The organism is Aliarcobacter cibarius, from assembly GCF_013372265.1.
GTDB classification, from domain to species: domain Bacteria; phylum Campylobacterota; class Campylobacteria; order Campylobacterales; family Arcobacteraceae; genus Aliarcobacter; species Aliarcobacter cibarius.
The window spans coordinates 1,668,173-1,684,496 of record NZ_CP054051.1 but is presented as its reverse complement, the minus strand read 5'-3'; the positions used below and the strand labels follow the sequence as shown (position 1 = coordinate 1,684,496).

Here is a 16,324-nt window from a genome sequence, read left to right as displayed (position 1 = left end):
CTTATATTACTTTTTAAAAAAAGTAATCAAAAACAAAATCTATAAGCCATTACTAATTGTAAAATTATCACTTCTTTTGTAAATAAGCTCATCACCAAAAAAAACTTCCATTATTTTATTTCTATTTGTTTGTAGCACAAATATTGCTAAGGATTTTTTCTTAACTAAAGTAGTTAATTCTTTTAAACTAAATTTTTCATGTAGTAATCTGTAAAGACTAAGGGGTGCTAAAGTTTTACTACAATTAAATCTAATAATTCTATTTTTACAATACCATGCATTTAAGTATTTCTCTTTTATCGATAAATTAGCTTTTTTAGATAGTGGTAATGTTTTATTTATATATTTCATTACATAAGAAGTTGCATTTTTTATATCTGTTTGAATATCATTAGCTTTTTCATCAAATAATCTTTTAAATGCTGTAACCACTCTATCAACACTAGATTTTGGAACAAATAGTAAAATATGAGTATGTGGAGTTCCATCTTTATGTGGCTCATTTACTCTAAAATACATTCGTTCATCTTTAGTTAATTCTTTTAAACTTCTATCATGTCTTAGTTTTGAAAACATTTTTGTTAAATATTTTACTGCTTCTTTGGGTGTAACATGATTGTATTTTTGATTTTTAATTAAAGCATTAGTTTTTTTATCCATTTTCATTTTATGAAATTCACTCGGAAGTGTTAAAGTCATAAAAATTGGAAATAGATCTTTTTCTTTTGCTTCATTAGAAAGTGTATTAATTCTATTTTGAATTAATGCATGGTATCTATCTGGATTATGATTTGCTGAAATAACTAAATCTTTTAAAGGGATTTTTGTATTAGATATTTTGTCATGAATATAGTTATATTCCAAAAAACTATTTTGTTTTTTTAATTTTTCTTGAACTTCATTGTAGTCACTTAAAGTTAAGCCATAAATTTTATTCTTTTTATTTATGTCCACAACTTTTTTATAAGTAGTCAAGGAAGATAAAGAAGAACACTCTGAGCAATGCTCAGAGCTTTTCTTCTTATCTTCTATTTCATTCTTTATTAATTCTTCTGTATAATTCATTTGTATATCCTCGCAAGGGTTTATATAAGTTCAAAGGGAGACTAACCGCCAAGTAAAATCTTTCCTTTGGACAACTAATTTAAAAAGCTGATAGTGAAATCGGCGACCTTGAATAAATTCTGCAATTTATTTCCATATCCTTGCCTATATTAGCTTGATATTTTTGTAAATCTTTTTCATTTATTGTAATATCAATTAATTCTTTTTTTGAAACACCATTATTTAAATTTTGAGTTGCTAATAATTGAACAGCAAATTTTTTAGGTGTTGTTTCGCCAGTATCTTTATTTACATAGATTGGTTTTTCATAACAATCTATTACTCTTCCTTGTATTATTATGTTCATTCTTTAGTCCTTTTTTCTATTTTTTTTAAATTCATATTCTTTTTTTGAAATTGGAGATGTTCCATGAATTTCCTCTGATAAACCATATTCAACAGATAATCTATTATGCTCAATTATAAAGTTATCATATTCTTCTGGTGACTTAAAATCATCTTTAGGGAAATAATCAAAATATATACTTGGTGCAAGTATCTCGATAATATCTGGTAAATATCTAATTTCTTCTTCTCCATGACTGTTTGTAACTTTTACACCTAATCCCTCTTTAACAAGAACTAATTCTTTTTGTAATTGAATTAAAGAATTATCTATCATTTCTCTAATTAATGTAGAAATATTTATTTCATAATGTTCAGCAAGTATTTCTAAAATTTCTGCTTTACCTTTTGACATACGAAGATTTATTTTTTTCTCTTCACCTTTTCCATCTATTTTGTTTAATTTTTTGTTTAAAGACATTTTTGCTCCTGTTTGTAAAATAGTTGTAAGTCAATTGTACACCAATAAATTTTATTTGTCAATAATATTTTATATTTTTTATGAAACACTGTGTCAACTTTGTACAAAAAATTAATATTTTAAAACTTAATTTTAATATGGTAAAAACCTATTAAATTCTTGTAAGGGTACTATTAAAGGCTTTTTCTCTTTTTATAAAATATTAAAATCATGCTTCCGCTTAATAGAAAATTAACACCTCTTTGCAATACTTATGTAATTTAAGAAATAAGGAAATAGAACAATGAGAGGAAATAGGGTTACTTTATTATCACTTGCAGTTGCTACAGTTTTAAGTGCAAATGAGACTACAACTTTAGATAATATAAATATAGTTGAGAAATCTAATTCAGAAGTAGTGAAAAATATTAGTGATGAAGAATTAAAAAGTGCTGATTTAGCAGAAGCTTTAATGAAAAATTCTCCTAGTATATCAATAGTAAGAAGAAATGGTATAGCAAACGATATTATTCTAAGAGGTCAAAAAAAAGATAATATAAATATTTTAATAGATAATGCAAAAATACATGGTGCATGTCCAAATAGAATGGATCCTCCAACTTCTCATGTTGTTACAAACAATATAAAAAATGTTAAAGTTATTGAAGGTCCTTTTGATGTTGAAAATTTTGGAACTTTGAGTGGACTTGTACAAGTTGAGACAAAAGATCCAAAAGAAAGTTTTCATGGTGAAGTAAATCTAAATGCTGGAAGTTTTGGATATAAAAAAGCTAGTGCAACTATCGAAGGTGGTGATGATAAAGTTAAAGCTTTAATTTCTGCTTCAACAGAAGAGAGCAAGGCATATAAAGATGGAAATGGTGATAATTTCTTAGAACAACAAATAAAAAGAGGTGTACCGTTTGCTACTCAATATAAAAAAGATGATATTGATGCCTTTGAAAAAAAGAGCGTTTTAACAAAACTTCAATTTAATGTTACAGATGATCAAGACTTAAAACTTTCATATACAGCAAATAGAAATGATGGTATTTTATATCCAGCTGGTCCAATGGATGCTGATTATGATGATAGTGATATTTATACTTTAGGTTACACTATAAGAGATTTGGGAAGTTTATCTAAGCAACTTGATTTAGATTATTATTACTCAAAAGTTGATCACCCTATGAGTGGAAAATTAAGAAATGGTGGAACAATGCCAACATATATGACTAACCACTTAAAAACTTCTATTTGGGGGACAACAGTTAAAAACTCTTTAGAAGTAGGGGATTCTTTAGTTACAGTTGGATTGGATACAAGTGTTAGAAATTGGAGAGGAAGTATGTATAGTACAAATATAAATACTGGTACAATAACTGCATCTAATACTAATCGTATGTATTCTACAGATACAACAAATAAAGCAATATTTACAAAAGTTGAAAAATCTATTGGGAATTTAGATTTAGAAGCAGGTCTTAGACATGATAATACAGATATTGATACACAAAGATCAAATGTTGATAATAAAAAATATTCTAGTTTAAATGGATATATATTTTCAGCCTATAATTTTGATGAACAAAGTAAAGTATTTGCTGGTATTGGTAAATCTTCAAGGGTTCCAGATGCAAGAGAACTATATCAAGAAACAACAGCTTCAAATTCAGATTTAGAAGATACAAAAAACTATGAAGCAGATTTAGGTTTTGAAAAAACTATTGGTAATTTTTATGTAAAACCAAAAGTTTTCTATTCAGTATTAAAAGATTATATATATAACAGTGGAAAATTTGAAAATATTGATGCAAAAATTTATGGATTTGATTTAAGTGGTCATTATTATTTTACAGATAATTTTGCATTTGATTATGGTTTTGCTTACCAAAGAGGTAAAAAAGATGGAAATTATAGAGATAAAGATTTAGCTGAAATTCCACCATTGAAAGCAAATTTAGCTTTAAGTTATGAGTATGAAAAATATAAATTCAAAGTAGAAGTAGTAGCAGTTGATAGATGGAGTAAATTTGACGAGAGTGCAAAAGAACAAGAAATTGCCGGATATGCTATTACAAATTTAAAATATACTCAAGAATTATTTAAATATTTTGAATTAACTTTAGGAGTTGATAACGTATTTGATAAAGTTTATAATTCTACAAATACTTATCAAGATATTAGATATGTAGAAGTTGGTGGAGATCAAATATTATTTAATGATCCAGGAAGATATGGATATGTAAATTTAAAATATAGCTTTTAATAAGCTATATTTTTAAGATTAATTATTCAAAATCTAGTGTTGTTTGAACTTGGCCATTACTTCCAAATTCACTATCAATTTCAAGAGCTATTTTCTTAAAATCAATTCCACTTATCTCTTTTAAACCTTTTAAAATCTCTTTTTTCCCACTAATAAGCTCTTTTGACTTTATTCCATGAGAAATAGATAGACTAGCTTCAACAAAAGCAGATAATTTATCACATTGTTTTAAAGCTAAACCATCTATTCCTTCGTATTTATCAAGGTTATATTTATTAATATCTTCAACTTCAGTGATTTTGCCATCAATTTTCACTTTGTTTGCAAATTCTTCTTTTATACCGTTATATATTCCTAAAATATAAGAGAACTCTTGCTGAATACTTTCTGGAATATTAGGAAGAATATCATCTTCAATTTTTGCCACTTCATATTCTGCAATAATATCAGAAAGCTCATCCACACTGTATTTTACAGGGCTTATAATGTCTCTTGTGAGTGCTTCAGGTAAATCATGAAATAGGGCAGTGAAGAAGTTATTTTGTAATCTTTTATCACAAGCTTTTACATTTAAACTATAAAAATATGAGAAAAATGCAACCGTTAACATATGACCTAAAACTGAAGTTTCTGGAATTCTTGGAGTTTGTGCCCAACGTTTCTGAAATCTTAATCTTCCACTTAAATCAATTACCTTGCTAAGCTTCTTATTCAAAGCAATTTTTCGAACACCAATTAATTCATAATAGTCTTCAATTTCAGCCTCAACTGCTTTTTTTACATCTTCAATATCACTTAAAAATTGGCTTGTTTGGTATACAATTGAAAATTCCCATCTAGTTGACAAATATGAAGCAGCTTTTAAAATAAATCTCTCTTTTTTATACATATTTGAATCATTTAAGAACTCTTCAAATTTTTGTAAAAAATTTCCATTGTCAATATCTTGTAAAGAGATTCTTAATTTTTCTACAACCCAAGAATTAATCTCTTTTGATTTTTTTTGTAAAGCTTTTCTAAAAACATCAGGTCGTATATCTGTAACAACAACTCGTCTTAGAAATTCAAAAATACCAGCTTCTATTAGATGGGTAAAGTTTATATCATCTTCTAGTTTTGCTATAAAATATGCAATTATGAATTTGTGAGCTTGTTTATCAAGTTCTACAAGTTCAACCATTCTTGGATAATCATTCCATCTTTGAATAGAAGCACTTGAAAATATATAATCAATAATTTTTGGGTTAATCACTTATCATCCTTATTTTTTTTATTTTCATCAAAAAACATCATTTTTTTACCAAGTAACATAGCACCAACAATTACTGTCATCATTAAATAAACTTGCCAATCACTCACAATAATTTCCTTTAAGCTCTACAGCTTCCCATTTTTCCTAAAGCATTTATTTTTTCAACTCTTTGAGTGTGTCTTCCACCTTCAAATTCAGCCTTATCCCAAGCTTTTATTATAGCTTCAATCATACCTTCTCCGCTAACTCTTTCACCTAAACATAATATATTTGCATCATTATGTTTTCTTGCCATTTTTGCACTATATTCATTGTGACATAAAGCAGCTCTTATTCCATCAAATTTGTTTGCAGCCATACTCATTCCTAGTCCTGAACCACAAATTAATATACCCATTGAACCAACATCTTCTAATACTTTTTTACAAACTTTTTCTGCAAAATCAGGATAATCAACTCTATCTTTTGAATAAGGACCCATATCAATAACTTCGTGTCCTCTTTGTTCAAATAAATCTTTTACGAAAGCTTTTATTTCTATTCCTGCGTGATCTGCTCCAATATAATATTTCATTTAGTAAATTCCTTCTTCATGCTTAATTTCTTTTGTTATATCAATATTTTTTTCTAAGCTTTCAACAGTTTTAAAAACTCTATCCCATCTAATTTTGTAATCACTATCCCACGAGAAGTATATGAACCAAGGAGTTCCAACAATATATTTATATGGAACACTTCCCCAAAATCTTGAATCATTTGAATGGTCTCTATTATCACCCATCATAAAAGTTTCATCTTCAGGAATTACAATAGGATGCATATCAAATAACTCTTTAGGACCTATGTCTCGTGTAACATTTGGATCATTATGAATTCCTTTGTGTTCTTTTGAATAAGGGTTTGCAACAAATAATTTTCCACTAATTTCTATTGTTTCATAATCTTTAAATTCAGTTTTTACATACTCATTTCCTTCTTTTGGATGAAGATATAAAACTTTATCTTTTAGAGCAACAATATCTCCACCAACTGCAACAGCTCTTTTTACATAGTGAATATCAGGATTATGTGGATATCTAAATACTACAATATCTCCTCTTTTTGGTCTTTCACCTTCTATTAAATGTCCATTGTTATTAAAATCTGGTAAAACTTTAAGTTCTAACCATGGAATAGTAGGAGTTGGAACACCATAAGAAAATTTTTTAACAAAAAGCATATCACCAATTAAAAGAGTGTTTTTCATACTTCCACTAGGAATTACAAAAGCTTGAGCTATAAAAAATATAATTCCAAGAACAATAACAATTGTTCCAGTCCATGAAGATGACCATTTATAAATTTTATTTAACATTTATTTTGTTTCTCTTTTGTCTCTTAACTTAGCAGCTTTTATAGTATTTTTTAAAAGCATGGCAATTGTCATTGGTCCTACTCCACCTGGAACTGGCGTAAGATATGAACATTTATTTTTTAATCCTTCAAAATCAGCATCACCAACTAATTTTCCTGTATCAAGTCTATTTATACCAACATCGATTACAATTGCACCATCTTTTACCATGTCTTCTTTAAGCAAATAAGGAACACCAACAGCAATTACAACAATATCAGCTTTTAATGTATGAGATTTTAAATCTTTTGTTCTACTATTACAAACTGTTACTGTAGCTTTTGCGTTTATTAATAAAGATGCCATAGGTTTTCCTACGATATCACTACTTCCAATTACTACTACATTTTTACCACTAAGTTCGATTTTGTGTTCTTCAAACATTCTCATAACACCAAATGGAGTTGCTGGTAAAAATGAATCAAGATTTGAAACCATTCTTCCTACATTGTAAGGATGAAAACCATCTACGTCTTTTAATGGATTAATTGCTTCAAGAACTGTTGTTGTATCAATATGTTTTGGTAAAGGAAGCTGTACTAAAATACCATCTAATTTTGGATTGTTATTCATTAAATTTATAGTTTCTAATAACTCTTCTTGAGTTATAGTTTCTGGCATTTCGTGAACAACAGAATAAATTCCAGCTTCTTTACAAGCTTTTGCTTTACTCGCTACATAAGTTGCACTTGCTGCATCATTTCCTACAAGAATAACTGCTAGTCCTGGAGTTATCTCTTTTTCTTTTACAATTTGTGTAACTTCAACTTTAACTTCTTCTTTTATTTTAGCTGATAGCGCTTTTCCGTCTAGTAATATCATGTTATTGCCTTACATTTTATTTGAAATTTAGGTTAGATTTTATCCAAAATTGGTTTAATTATCAAAAATATAAAAATAGTTTTATATTAACCTAAAATTTAGTAATTTTTTTATATAATCCACGCTCAATTTAAAAAAAAGGATTACAATGTTAGAGGGTATCGTAAGAGATAGTATAACTAAAGCTGCAGTTAAAGCTTTAAGAAAAGAAGGTTATTTAATTGCAAATATCTATGGAAAAGGTTTAGAGAACATCTCTGCTGCATTCAAAAGAAATGATTTTATTAAATATTTAAGAAATAAAAACACTTTAGCTTTTGATGTTAGTGTTGCAGGAAAAACTTTAAAAGTTGTTGTTCAAGAATACCAAAAATGTCCTATTACTTCAGATTTATTACATGTTGATTTAATGGTAGCTCAAGCTGGTGTTAGAACTTCATATAAAGTTCCAGTTGTTGCAACAGGAAGTGCAAAAGGTCTTAAAAATAAAGGTCTTTTAATGTTACATACAAGAAGATTACCAGTTAAATGTACAATTGAGAATTTACCAAATAACATTACAATTGATGTTGCAGATTTAGATACAGGTGACAACGTTTTATTAAGAGATTTAACTCTTCCTGAAGGTGTTGATTGTTATTTAGATCCAAGAGTACCAATTGTTGGTGTAATTAAAGCTAAATAATTAAAATTTATGTATTTAATTGTTGGTCTTGGAAATATTGGTGAAAAATATCAAAATACAAGACACAATATTGGATTTTTAGTTATAGATTATATAACTAAAAATCTAAACACTTCAAATATAAATAATCCAAACTTTCAGTCTACTCTTTTAAAATCAGGTTATAATCTATTTTCTAAGCCAATTACATATATGAATAATTCTGGAGTTGCTGTTAACTCTATAAAAGATTATTATAAAATTGATTTAGAAAATATTATTATTATTCATGATGATTTAGATTTACCTTTTGGAACTGTAAAGTTTAAAATAGGTGGTGGTCATGGTGGACATAATGGTCTTAGATCATTAGATTCTCATATAACAAAAGAGTATATAAGAGTTCGTGTTGGTATTGGAAAGCCAAAAAATAAAGAAGATGTTGCAAATTATGTTTTAAGTAATTTTTCAAAAGAAGAACTAGAAGAATTATATAGTAGAATTATTCCTCATATTGCTTTATCTGTTGAAGCCTTAAAAGAGCTTAGTATAGATGAAGTAAAATCTAAATATACATTGAAGTGAATATGAATACATTAACAAAGTACTTATTAGAAAAATATCTAAAAAATTTTATTATAGTCTTAGTCTCTTTAGAGATTTTTTTTGTTGGAATCGACTATTTACAAAATTTTAAAAATATACCTGCATCAGCAAATTTACAACTTTTGTATATTTTATATAATGGTTTTTTTACTTTAACTTTAGCTCTACCTTTGTCAATAATATTTGCTTGGGTTGTAACTTTAGTAATCTTTGTGAAAAACAATGAATTTGTAGCATTTAATGCTCTTGGGGCTTCAAGAAGAGATATTTTATTTCCAATTTTATTTAGTGCACTTACTTTAATTTTTACTTTAATTGCACTTCAAACAACGCCATTAGCCTATTCTTATGACCAAAAAAAGAAAATTTTAGATAATGAGTATTTTTCAAGTACAAAAAGTGATATATTTTTAAAATATGATGGTTATTTTGTTTACTTTAAAAAACTTTTACCATTAGAACAAATTGCTGAAGATGTACATGTTTTTAAAATTAAAGATGAACAATTAGTAGAAACTTTAATTGCTAAAACTGCAAAATTCAAAGATAATAAATGGGAAATATATGATGTTAAAGTTATAAAAAAACCAGAAGTTATAGATGTAAAAGATTCAAAATTAGATATAACTTATGCAGATACTTTGACAATTTTGGATGGATTTAAACCAAAAATTTTGGATAATGTTTATGAAAATAAATCAGAATATTCTTTATTTGATGCAATTTCTGCTTTAATTTTATTAAATAAACAAGATGTTAATACACAAAAAATAAGAAGTATAATTTATAATCAAATTTTTATACCATTTTTTATTTTTCCAATAATTTTGTTGATATATGCTTATACATCATTAAATAGTAGATTCTTTAATTTAGGGAAATTTATATCATTTTCTGTATTTGGCACTCTTATTATTTGGGGTCTATTTTTTATGCTTTATAAACTTACAAACTCAGGTACTATTGTTCCTGAATTGGCAATATTATTACCTTTAATAATATGGTTTGTAGTGTCAATATATTTTTATTTTAAAAAGTTAAGAGCGTAATTATGATAAATGTAAAATCTTATGGGATTGTTTTATATAAAGTTTCAAAAAAAGATATAAAAATCTTACTTTGTTTAGGTGTTACTAGTGGTGATAAGTGGGGATGTTTAAAAGGTAGCAAAGAAAGAGATGAGAGCGCTTATGAATGTGCAAAAAGAGAATTTTTTGAGGAATCTTCTATAAATGTTGATATAGCACTTTTTGAAGAATATTTTGAACAAGTAAATATAGAGAAAAATGTTGGTATTTGGCTTGTAAATGCTTCAAATATTGATAATATAGATAAGTATTTTAATAAAGATAAATTGAAACCTGAATACTTATCTTGGGAAAATTCTGATGTTAAATTTTTCTCAATATCTAAACTCCCAAAGATAAAGAGCAAGCAAAAAGATTTAATAAAAGATATTAAGGATTTTTTGAAAAGTAAGAATCTATTCCATTAGCAATACCATTTGCTAAAAGTTGTTGATAACTTTTTTCATAAAGTCTTCTACTTTCTTCAGGATGTGAAATAAATCCTAATTCAATTAGTATTGATGGCATTTGTGCTCCAACTAAAACCCAAAATGGTCCTTCTTTTACACCAGTATCTTTTACGTCTTTATATTTAGTTCTAGTTGATTGTAAAAGACCAGCTTGAACATCTATAGCAAATTTGTGAGAAGCTGTTATTCTTGGACGATTTAAGCTCTCTAAAAATGCACTTTTCGAGCTTTCATTCATTTCTCTAATATCATCTTTATTCTCTAGTGCAGCAACTCTTTTTGCTCTTTCACTTCTAGCAGGACTTAAAAAGAATGTTTCAATACCACTTGTACTGTTAGCTTTCTCTTTTGGCATAGCATTTGTATGAATAGATATGAATAGATCAGCATTTTTATCATTTGCTAATATAGTCCTGTCCATAACTTTTATAAACTTATCATTTGATCTTGTTAAATATACGTTATATCCTCTTTGCTTTAGGATTTTGTAAAGATATTTTGTAACTTCTAAATTAACAACTTTTTCATATCTTTTATTTGGTCCAACAGCACCAACATCATCTCCACCATGTCCAGCATCAATTACAATAATTCTATTTTTTGGATTTGATTTATTATTGTTATCAGAAAAAATTACTTCATCTTCTATAACAGATTTTTCTTTTGGATTTGATTTTTGTTCGTTTTTTTCTAAATTATTTTGAACTTTTTGTTCTTCTTTTTTTGAGTTTTTTTTCTCTATGGTATTTTGGTTTTTAGCTACTTCTTGTTTTGAACTAGGATTATCACTTTCTGCCATAATAATTAACTCATCAGGTTTTATCATAAAAGATATTTTAGGTTTAAAAGCATTCTCTATTCTTATTATAGTTTTATTATTTAAATCTAAGGCAGATACTTTGTCAATATTTTCTATTGATATTTTAGTTGGATTTGTATATTTATACTTACCATTTATCTCGAAAGTATATTCATAAATACCATCTCTTTTTATACCTTTATGTGTTAGATAGCTTTTATCAATATTTTTATTAAATTTTACAACTATTTTATTTTCAATTTGAGTAATTTGTTTAATTAAATTTTGAGTGTCAATGCTCTGATTACTAGAAATGTCTTTATTATTTTCTATATAAGGTTCTTTTTTATTTATAACTTCAGCTTTTTTTATTTTAAGTTCATTCTTTTCAATATATTTTTGACTTTTTTCTTGTCGAGATTCTAGAATTTTTAGTTTTGCTTCATCTGGAGTAGTATCTTTATTGAGTTTTTTTCCTAAATCTATAACTTTTTTTAAATCAGAAACTTTTTGATTATCATCTTTTTTTAAAGATGATTTTAAAAACTCTATTTTTGCATCTCTGTATTGTTCTTCTAGAGAAGTAGCAAAACAGAGATTTAAGAAAATAAAAAGTATTAAAATTAACCTTAAAATAATTACTCTCCCTTAGTTAATTTTTCCATTAACTCTTTTACGGAGATTATTTTATCTATTCTATATCCATTTGAACCTGAGAAAAATAATCCAGTTTCTGTATCACCCTTATAAGCAGCTCCTAATCTATCGGCTATACAATAACCAACTAATTTAGCTTCATGTCCACGATTACATGGCGCAACACAGTTTGAAATACATTGAACTTTTGGCGCTGTTTTATTTTCTATTGCAAATTGTAAATTTGTTTTTACTCCACGAGCAGGAAGACCAACTGGAGAACTCATTAGAACTATATCCTCTTCTTTTGCATTTAATAAAACATCTTTGAACTTAGCATCTGCATCACATTCGGATGTACCAATAAATCTTGTAGCCATTTGAACTCCAACACAACCTAAAGCTAAAAATTTATCAATATCTTTTTTATCCCAAATCCCTCCAGCTGCAATTACTGGTATATCACCCCAGTTTTTTGCTTCTTCAATAACAGGTGGAACTATATTTTCAAGTTGAAACTCTTCTTTATAACAATCTTCATACTTAAACCCTTGATGCCCCCCACTTAAAGGTCCTTCAACGATTACAGCATCAGGTAATTTGTTATATCTTTGCCATTTTTTACAAATTAATTTTAATGCTCTTGCACTTGAAACGATAGGAACTAATGCAACCTCTGGATAATCTTTTGTGAATTCAGGCATATTTGTAGGAATTCCAGCACCTGTTATAATAATATTAGCACCAGCCTCGCAAGCATCTTTTACAACTCTTCCATAATCATTTATTGCATATAATATATTACAAGCTAATGGTGCATTTCCACAAATTTTTCTAGCATTATCAAAAATTTCTGTTAAAGCTTCTTTACTATAAAAATTTATAACTTCTTTAGGTTTGTCTTTTTTCATAGTGATGTGTACTTTTGGACTAAGTTTTTTATAATATCCTGTACCAACTGCCGAAATTACTCCTAAACCACCTTCAAGACTAACGTGCCCAGCTAACTGATCCCAACTAATTCCAACACCCATACCACCTTGAATTATTGGGTGCTTTATTTCATATTTTCCTATTCTCACAATTAGCCTTTCTTTATCTTACTATTACTTTTGCAAAACTTTTTTTACCTTTTTGGATTATGTATTCTCCAGGGTATAAGTTTAACTTGTCATCACTTATTTTCTCTTGATTTATTGACACCGCATTTGATTTTATATCTCTTCTTGCTTGAGAAGTTGATTCAACTAGTTTTGTATCTACAAGTGCTTGACAAATCCATATTTCAGTATCAAAAGTAAATTCTTCTATATCTGTTGGAATGTCTTTTTTTGCAAATACTTTTTCAAACTCTTCTTTAGCAGCTAAACCAGCTCCAGTTCCATGGAATCTATCAACAATTTCTGCTGCTAACTCCTCTTTTATTTTTTTTGGATGTAAAGTACCATTATTTACTCCATTTTTAATATCTTCTATTTCTTTTAAAGTTTTATCTGAAAGAAGTTCAAAATATCTCCACATTAATTCATCTGATATTGATAACACTTTTCCAAACATATCAAATGGTTCGTCAGTAACTCCGATATAATTACCTAGAGATTTTGACATTTTTTGAACACCATCAAGCCCTTCAAGAATTGGCATCATTAAAACAGCTTGTTGTTTTTTACAGTTATAAGCTTTTTGTAAAGTTCTTCCCATTAAAAGATTGAATTTTTGGTCAGTTCCACCTAATTCAACATCACTATTTAAAGCTATAGAATCGTAACCTTGTAATAAAGGGTATAAAAATTCACTAACAGCAATAGGAGTGTTGCTTGAATATCTTTTTGAGAAATCATCTCTTTCAAGCATTCTAGCAACTGTTAAATTTGAAGCGAGAGTTATAAGACCTCCTGTTCCTAGTTCTTTTAACCATGTACTATTAAATACAACTTGTGTTTTATTTGGGTCTAAAATTTTAAAAACTTGCTCTTTATAAGTTTCTGCATTTGCTAAAACTTGACTTTCACTTAAAACTTTTCTTGTTTCACTTTTTCCTGTTGGGTCACCTATTGTTGCAGTAAAATCTCCAATTAAAAATTGAACAATTGCTCCAAATTTCTGAAAAGTTGCAAGTTTTTGGATTAAAACCGTATGTCCTAGGTGAATATCAGGAGCAGTAGGATCAAATCCAGCTTTTACATAGAAGTTTTCACCTGTTTCAAAATATCTTTTTATTAATTTTGTAATAGCTTCAATATCTATAATTTCAGCCGTTCCTCTTTGTATCTCTTTTATTGCTTCATTAATTTTATTTTCCATATTTTATTAAACCTTTTATTTATTGTATGCATCTTTTTTTGATAAAAATTCAATAACTTTTATCTCTTTTTCAACAATTTTTTTAACTTCATCTATATTTGATTTATTTGTTTCAAATTCTATATCGCAATATTGATTGTAAGTATGTTTTTGTCTTCCAAAATTTACAACTAGAATATAAAAATCATTTTTTGATAAATAATTAAATACTTTTGCTAACTCTCCTTTAGTATTTGGAATACTAATTAGCATTTTGTATCTAAATACACTGCTATTTGTCCATGTACAAAATAACATTTGGTGATTTGCTTTTATTTTTGAATATGCTTTGTCACACATTTTATGATGAATTATTGCGTCTGTTCCATTTCTAAAAGCAACAATATCATCACCAAACTTAGGATGACAACAATGATCAAAAGAGATAGAATTTATATTAAAATTTGAATAAATCATCATATTGTCAAATTTGAATTCTTTAATTTTGCTAGTTAAAATTTTAAACCTAGCCATTAACCCTTTTTCTTTTGTTATTCTTTTTTCTAAAAGTAGTTTTGCATGTTTAAAATAGCTTAAAACCTGAGGTACTTTATAGATATTATCAACATCATGTACTTCTAAAATATTTTCATAATATCTTGAGAATACAGTATTCAAAATATTTCTACCTGATAGTTTATCTATCTCTTTTTGTCTTTGAGCACATAAAATTCTTAGTTGTTTTTTAGCTCTAGGAGTTCTTAGCATATCTATCCAAGAACATCTAACGATAGTTTCTTCACCAACTTCAATAGATACAATATCTGTACTTTTTAAAACTGTTAAAAGAGGTTTTTTAATTTTATTTATAAAACAAGAGACAGCTTTTTCTCCAACACTTGTATGAACAGCAAATGCAAAATCATAAGCAGTTGAACCAATTGGTAAAATGAAAACTTCACCTTTTGGAGAATAAACGATTATTTCGTCATTAAATAAATTTTCTTTTGTTTCATTGTAAAACTCTTCTACATTATCATTTGAAAACTCTAAAGATTTTAACCAATTAAGATTTGCATTTTGTATTGAAGATTTGTTTTTTTCTCCAGTTTTATAGGCCCAATGAGCTGCAATTCCATATTCAGCAATATTGTGCATATCAAAAGAACGAATTTGTATTTCATAAATTTTTGAATTATAAAAAACTGTTGTATGGATTGTCTGATATCCATTTTCCTTTGGAGTTGCAACATAGTCTTTAAATCTTGAAACTAAAGGTTTAAATTCTAGATGAATATGACCTAAAGCTTTGTAACATTCAATATCACTAGAAACTAAAATTCTAATAGCAAATAAATCAAGGACTTCCTCAATTGTAATTCCTTTTCTTTGCATCTTTAAATATATTGAATAGTGATGTTTTACTCTAGAATAAATTTTAATGTCTTTTTCTTCAAAACCATTTTTTTCTAATAGATTCTTAGTAACAGTTATAAAATTATTAAAGCTTAACTGCATAGATTGTTCATTTTCTTTTAAAAAATTATCAATCTTATTGTATTCATCTGGATATATGTAAAAAAATGCTAAATCTTCAAGTTCATTTTTTAGCATAGAAATACCTAATCTGTTTGCAATTGGAACATAAACAACTAAAGTTTCTTCAGCTATTCTTCTTTGCTTATTAGGTGCTAAAACTGATAGTGTTAGCATATTGTGAAGTCTGTCACATAATTTTACAATTAAAACTCTTGGATCATCAACAGAAGCAATTAACATTTTTCTAAAAGTAAGAGCTGCTTGAACAATTTTTGCATCTGTTGAGTCTTTTGAAGTTACAAAATTTTCTTCTCTTATATCAGAAACTTTAGTAAGCCCTTTAACCATATTTGCAACATTTTTACCCCATCTATCTTCAACATACTCTAAAGTAAAAGGAGTGTCTTCAACAACATCATGTAAAAGAGCAGTTGCAATTACATCTTCATCTTGTGAAAAACTTGAAGTAATTGTGGCAACCAGTATAGGGTGAACCGCGTATGGTTCACCACTCTTTCTAAACTGACCTTCGTGTGCTTCAATTATAAACTCAATAATTTCATAAAGTTTATCTGAAACATTAATTCTTGTTTTAAGTTTATTTATAGCATTATCAATAGTGTTAATACTTTGTACTTCTCTAAGAAAATTATTCATATATTATATTAAAATAGA

General features: G+C 27.2%; 16 protein-coding genes. 5 read left to right on the top strand and 11 right to left on the bottom strand.

Translation table 11 applies throughout. The features are described from left to right. Positions 1 to 39: 39 nt before the first annotated feature. The 3 genes from ACBT_RS08480 to ACBT_RS08470 form a co-directional block, all read right to left on the bottom strand. Complete coding sequence (locus tag ACBT_RS08480) at positions 40 to 1,065, bottom strand: replication endonuclease (protein ID WP_024775963.1); 1,026 nt, start codon at positions 1,063 to 1,065, stop codon at positions 40 to 42. 79 nt (positions 1,066 to 1,144) lie between these two features. Next, entirely contained in the window at positions 1,145 to 1,411 is a 267-nt protein-coding gene (locus tag ACBT_RS08475; protein ID WP_024775964.1) for a hypothetical protein, read from the bottom strand. A 3-nt stretch (positions 1,412 to 1,414) separates the two neighbouring features. After that, positions 1,415 to 1,870, bottom strand: coding sequence for a hypothetical protein (locus ACBT_RS08470; RefSeq protein ID WP_024775965.1), 456 nt, complete (start codon positions 1,868 to 1,870; stop codon positions 1,415 to 1,417). Positions 1,871 to 2,153: 283 nt separating this feature from the next. Between ACBT_RS08470 and ACBT_RS08465 the strand changes: the two genes are divergently transcribed. Continuing rightward, on the top strand, positions 2,154 to 4,118 hold the full coding sequence (locus ACBT_RS08465; protein WP_024775966.1) for a TonB-dependent receptor: 1,965 nt from the start codon (positions 2,154 to 2,156) through the stop codon (positions 4,116 to 4,118). A gap of 22 nt (positions 4,119 to 4,140) precedes the next feature. Here ACBT_RS08465 and ACBT_RS08460 read toward each other — a convergent pair whose 3' ends face one another. The 4 genes from ACBT_RS08460 to folD form a co-directional block, all read right to left on the bottom strand. After that, positions 4,141 to 5,370: an HD domain-containing protein gene (locus ACBT_RS08460; RefSeq protein ID WP_024775967.1), complete on the bottom strand. Its 1,230-nt coding sequence runs from the start codon at positions 5,368 to 5,370 to the stop codon at positions 4,141 to 4,143. A gap of 118 nt (positions 5,371 to 5,488) precedes the next feature. Further along, positions 5,489 to 5,944 (bottom strand): ribose 5-phosphate isomerase B, encoded by a 456-nt coding sequence (gene rpiB / locus ACBT_RS08455; RefSeq protein ID WP_024775968.1) that lies wholly within the window; start codon positions 5,942 to 5,944, stop codon positions 5,489 to 5,491. Then, positions 5,945 to 6,724, bottom strand: a complete 780-nt coding sequence (gene lepB / locus ACBT_RS08450) for a signal peptidase I (RefSeq protein WP_024775969.1) — start codon at positions 6,722 to 6,724, stop codon at positions 5,945 to 5,947. Continuing rightward, complete coding sequence (gene folD / locus ACBT_RS08445) at positions 6,725 to 7,585, bottom strand: bifunctional methylenetetrahydrofolate dehydrogenase/methenyltetrahydrofolate cyclohydrolase FolD (protein WP_024775970.1); 861 nt, start codon at positions 7,583 to 7,585, stop codon at positions 6,725 to 6,727. Between the two features lie 148 nt (positions 7,586 to 7,733). Here folD and ACBT_RS08440 point away from each other — a divergent pair, with 148 nt between their 5' ends. From ACBT_RS08440 to ACBT_RS08425, 4 genes are read left to right on the top strand one after another with little or no spacing between them, the layout of a single operon-like run. Continuing rightward, positions 7,734 to 8,270: a 50S ribosomal protein L25/general stress protein Ctc gene (locus tag ACBT_RS08440; protein WP_024775971.1), complete on the top strand. Its 537-nt coding sequence runs from the start codon at positions 7,734 to 7,736 to the stop codon at positions 8,268 to 8,270. A 9-nt stretch (positions 8,271 to 8,279) separates the two neighbouring features. Then, a complete protein-coding gene (gene pth, locus ACBT_RS08435; protein ID WP_024775972.1) occupies positions 8,280 to 8,834 on the top strand; it encodes an aminoacyl-tRNA hydrolase in 555 nt (184 codons plus the stop codon). 2 nt (positions 8,835 to 8,836) lie between these two features. Continuing rightward, positions 8,837 to 9,904, top strand: a complete 1,068-nt coding sequence (locus ACBT_RS08430) for an LptF/LptG family permease (RefSeq protein WP_024775973.1) — start codon at positions 8,837 to 8,839, stop codon at positions 9,902 to 9,904. A gap of 2 nt (positions 9,905 to 9,906) precedes the next feature. After that, the gene (locus ACBT_RS08425; RefSeq protein ID WP_024775974.1) at positions 9,907 to 10,350 is read left to right on the top strand and encodes an NUDIX domain-containing protein; all 444 of its coding nucleotides are present in this window, start codon (positions 9,907 to 9,909) and stop codon (positions 10,348 to 10,350) included. Here ACBT_RS08425 and ACBT_RS08420 read toward each other — a convergent pair. The 4 genes from ACBT_RS08420 to ACBT_RS08405 all read right to left on the bottom strand — a co-directional run bounded on the left by ACBT_RS08420 (position 10,313) and on the right by ACBT_RS08405 (position 16,306). Next, positions 10,313 to 11,218 carry an N-acetylmuramoyl-L-alanine amidase family protein gene (locus tag ACBT_RS08420; RefSeq protein ID WP_024775975.1) on the bottom strand — a complete coding sequence of 302 codons (906 nt, stop codon included), beginning with the start codon at positions 11,216 to 11,218 and terminating at the stop codon, positions 10,313 to 10,315. The two genes, ACBT_RS08425 and ACBT_RS08420, sit on opposite strands and share 38 nt — an antisense overlap. Positions 11,219 to 11,829: 611 nt before the next feature. After that, complete coding sequence (locus tag ACBT_RS08415) at positions 11,830 to 12,909, bottom strand: nitronate monooxygenase (protein ID WP_024775976.1); 1,080 nt, start codon at positions 12,907 to 12,909, stop codon at positions 11,830 to 11,832. Between the two features lie 13 nt (positions 12,910 to 12,922). Next, complete coding sequence (tyrS, locus tag ACBT_RS08410; protein WP_024775977.1) at positions 12,923 to 14,131, bottom strand: tyrosine--tRNA ligase; 1,209 nt, start codon at positions 14,129 to 14,131, stop codon at positions 12,923 to 12,925. A gap of 15 nt (positions 14,132 to 14,146) precedes the next feature. After that, positions 14,147 to 16,306, bottom strand: a complete 2,160-nt coding sequence (locus ACBT_RS08405) for a RelA/SpoT family protein (RefSeq protein ID WP_024775978.1) — start codon at positions 16,304 to 16,306, stop codon at positions 14,147 to 14,149. Between the last annotated feature and the right edge of the window lie 18 nt (positions 16,307 to 16,324).

Bases quoted from the DNA above. Each gene is read 5' to 3' on its own strand.
- ACBT_RS08480 (WP_024775963.1), bottom strand. From the start codon at position 1,065: ATGAATTATACAGAAGAATTAATAAAGAATGAAATAGAAGATAAGAAG.
- ACBT_RS08475 (WP_024775964.1), bottom strand. From the start codon at position 1,411: ATGAACATAATAATACAAGGAAGAGTAATAGATTGTTATGAAAAACCA.
- ACBT_RS08470 (WP_024775965.1), bottom strand. From the start codon at position 1,870: ATGTCTTTAAACAAAAAATTAAACAAAATAGATGGAAAAGGTGAAGAG.
- ACBT_RS08465 (WP_024775966.1), top strand. From the start codon at position 2,154: ATGAGAGGAAATAGGGTTACTTTATTATCACTTGCAGTTGCTACAGTT.
- rpiB (WP_024775968.1), bottom strand. From the start codon at position 5,944: ATGAAATATTATATTGGAGCAGATCACGCAGGAATAGAAATAAAAGCT.
- lepB (WP_024775969.1), bottom strand. From the start codon at position 6,724: ATGTTAAATAAAATTTATAAATGGTCATCTTCATGGACTGGAACAATT.
- folD (WP_024775970.1), bottom strand. From the start codon at position 7,585: ATGATATTACTAGACGGAAAAGCGCTATCAGCTAAAATAAAAGAAGAA.
- ACBT_RS08440 (WP_024775971.1), top strand. From the start codon at position 7,734: ATGTTAGAGGGTATCGTAAGAGATAGTATAACTAAAGCTGCAGTTAAA.
- pth (WP_024775972.1), top strand. From the start codon at position 8,280: ATGTATTTAATTGTTGGTCTTGGAAATATTGGTGAAAAATATCAAAAT.
- ACBT_RS08430 (WP_024775973.1), top strand. From the start codon at position 8,837: ATGAATACATTAACAAAGTACTTATTAGAAAAATATCTAAAAAATTTT.
- ACBT_RS08425 (WP_024775974.1), top strand. From the start codon at position 9,907: ATGATAAATGTAAAATCTTATGGGATTGTTTTATATAAAGTTTCAAAA.
- ACBT_RS08420 (WP_024775975.1), bottom strand. From the start codon at position 11,218: ATGATAAAACCTGATGAGTTAATTATTATGGCAGAAAGTGATAATCCT.
- tyrS (WP_024775977.1), bottom strand. From the start codon at position 14,131: ATGGAAAATAAAATTAATGAAGCAATAAAAGAGATACAAAGAGGAACG.
- ACBT_RS08405 (WP_024775978.1), bottom strand. From the start codon at position 16,306: ATGAATAATTTTCTTAGAGAAGTACAAAGTATTAACACTATTGATAAT.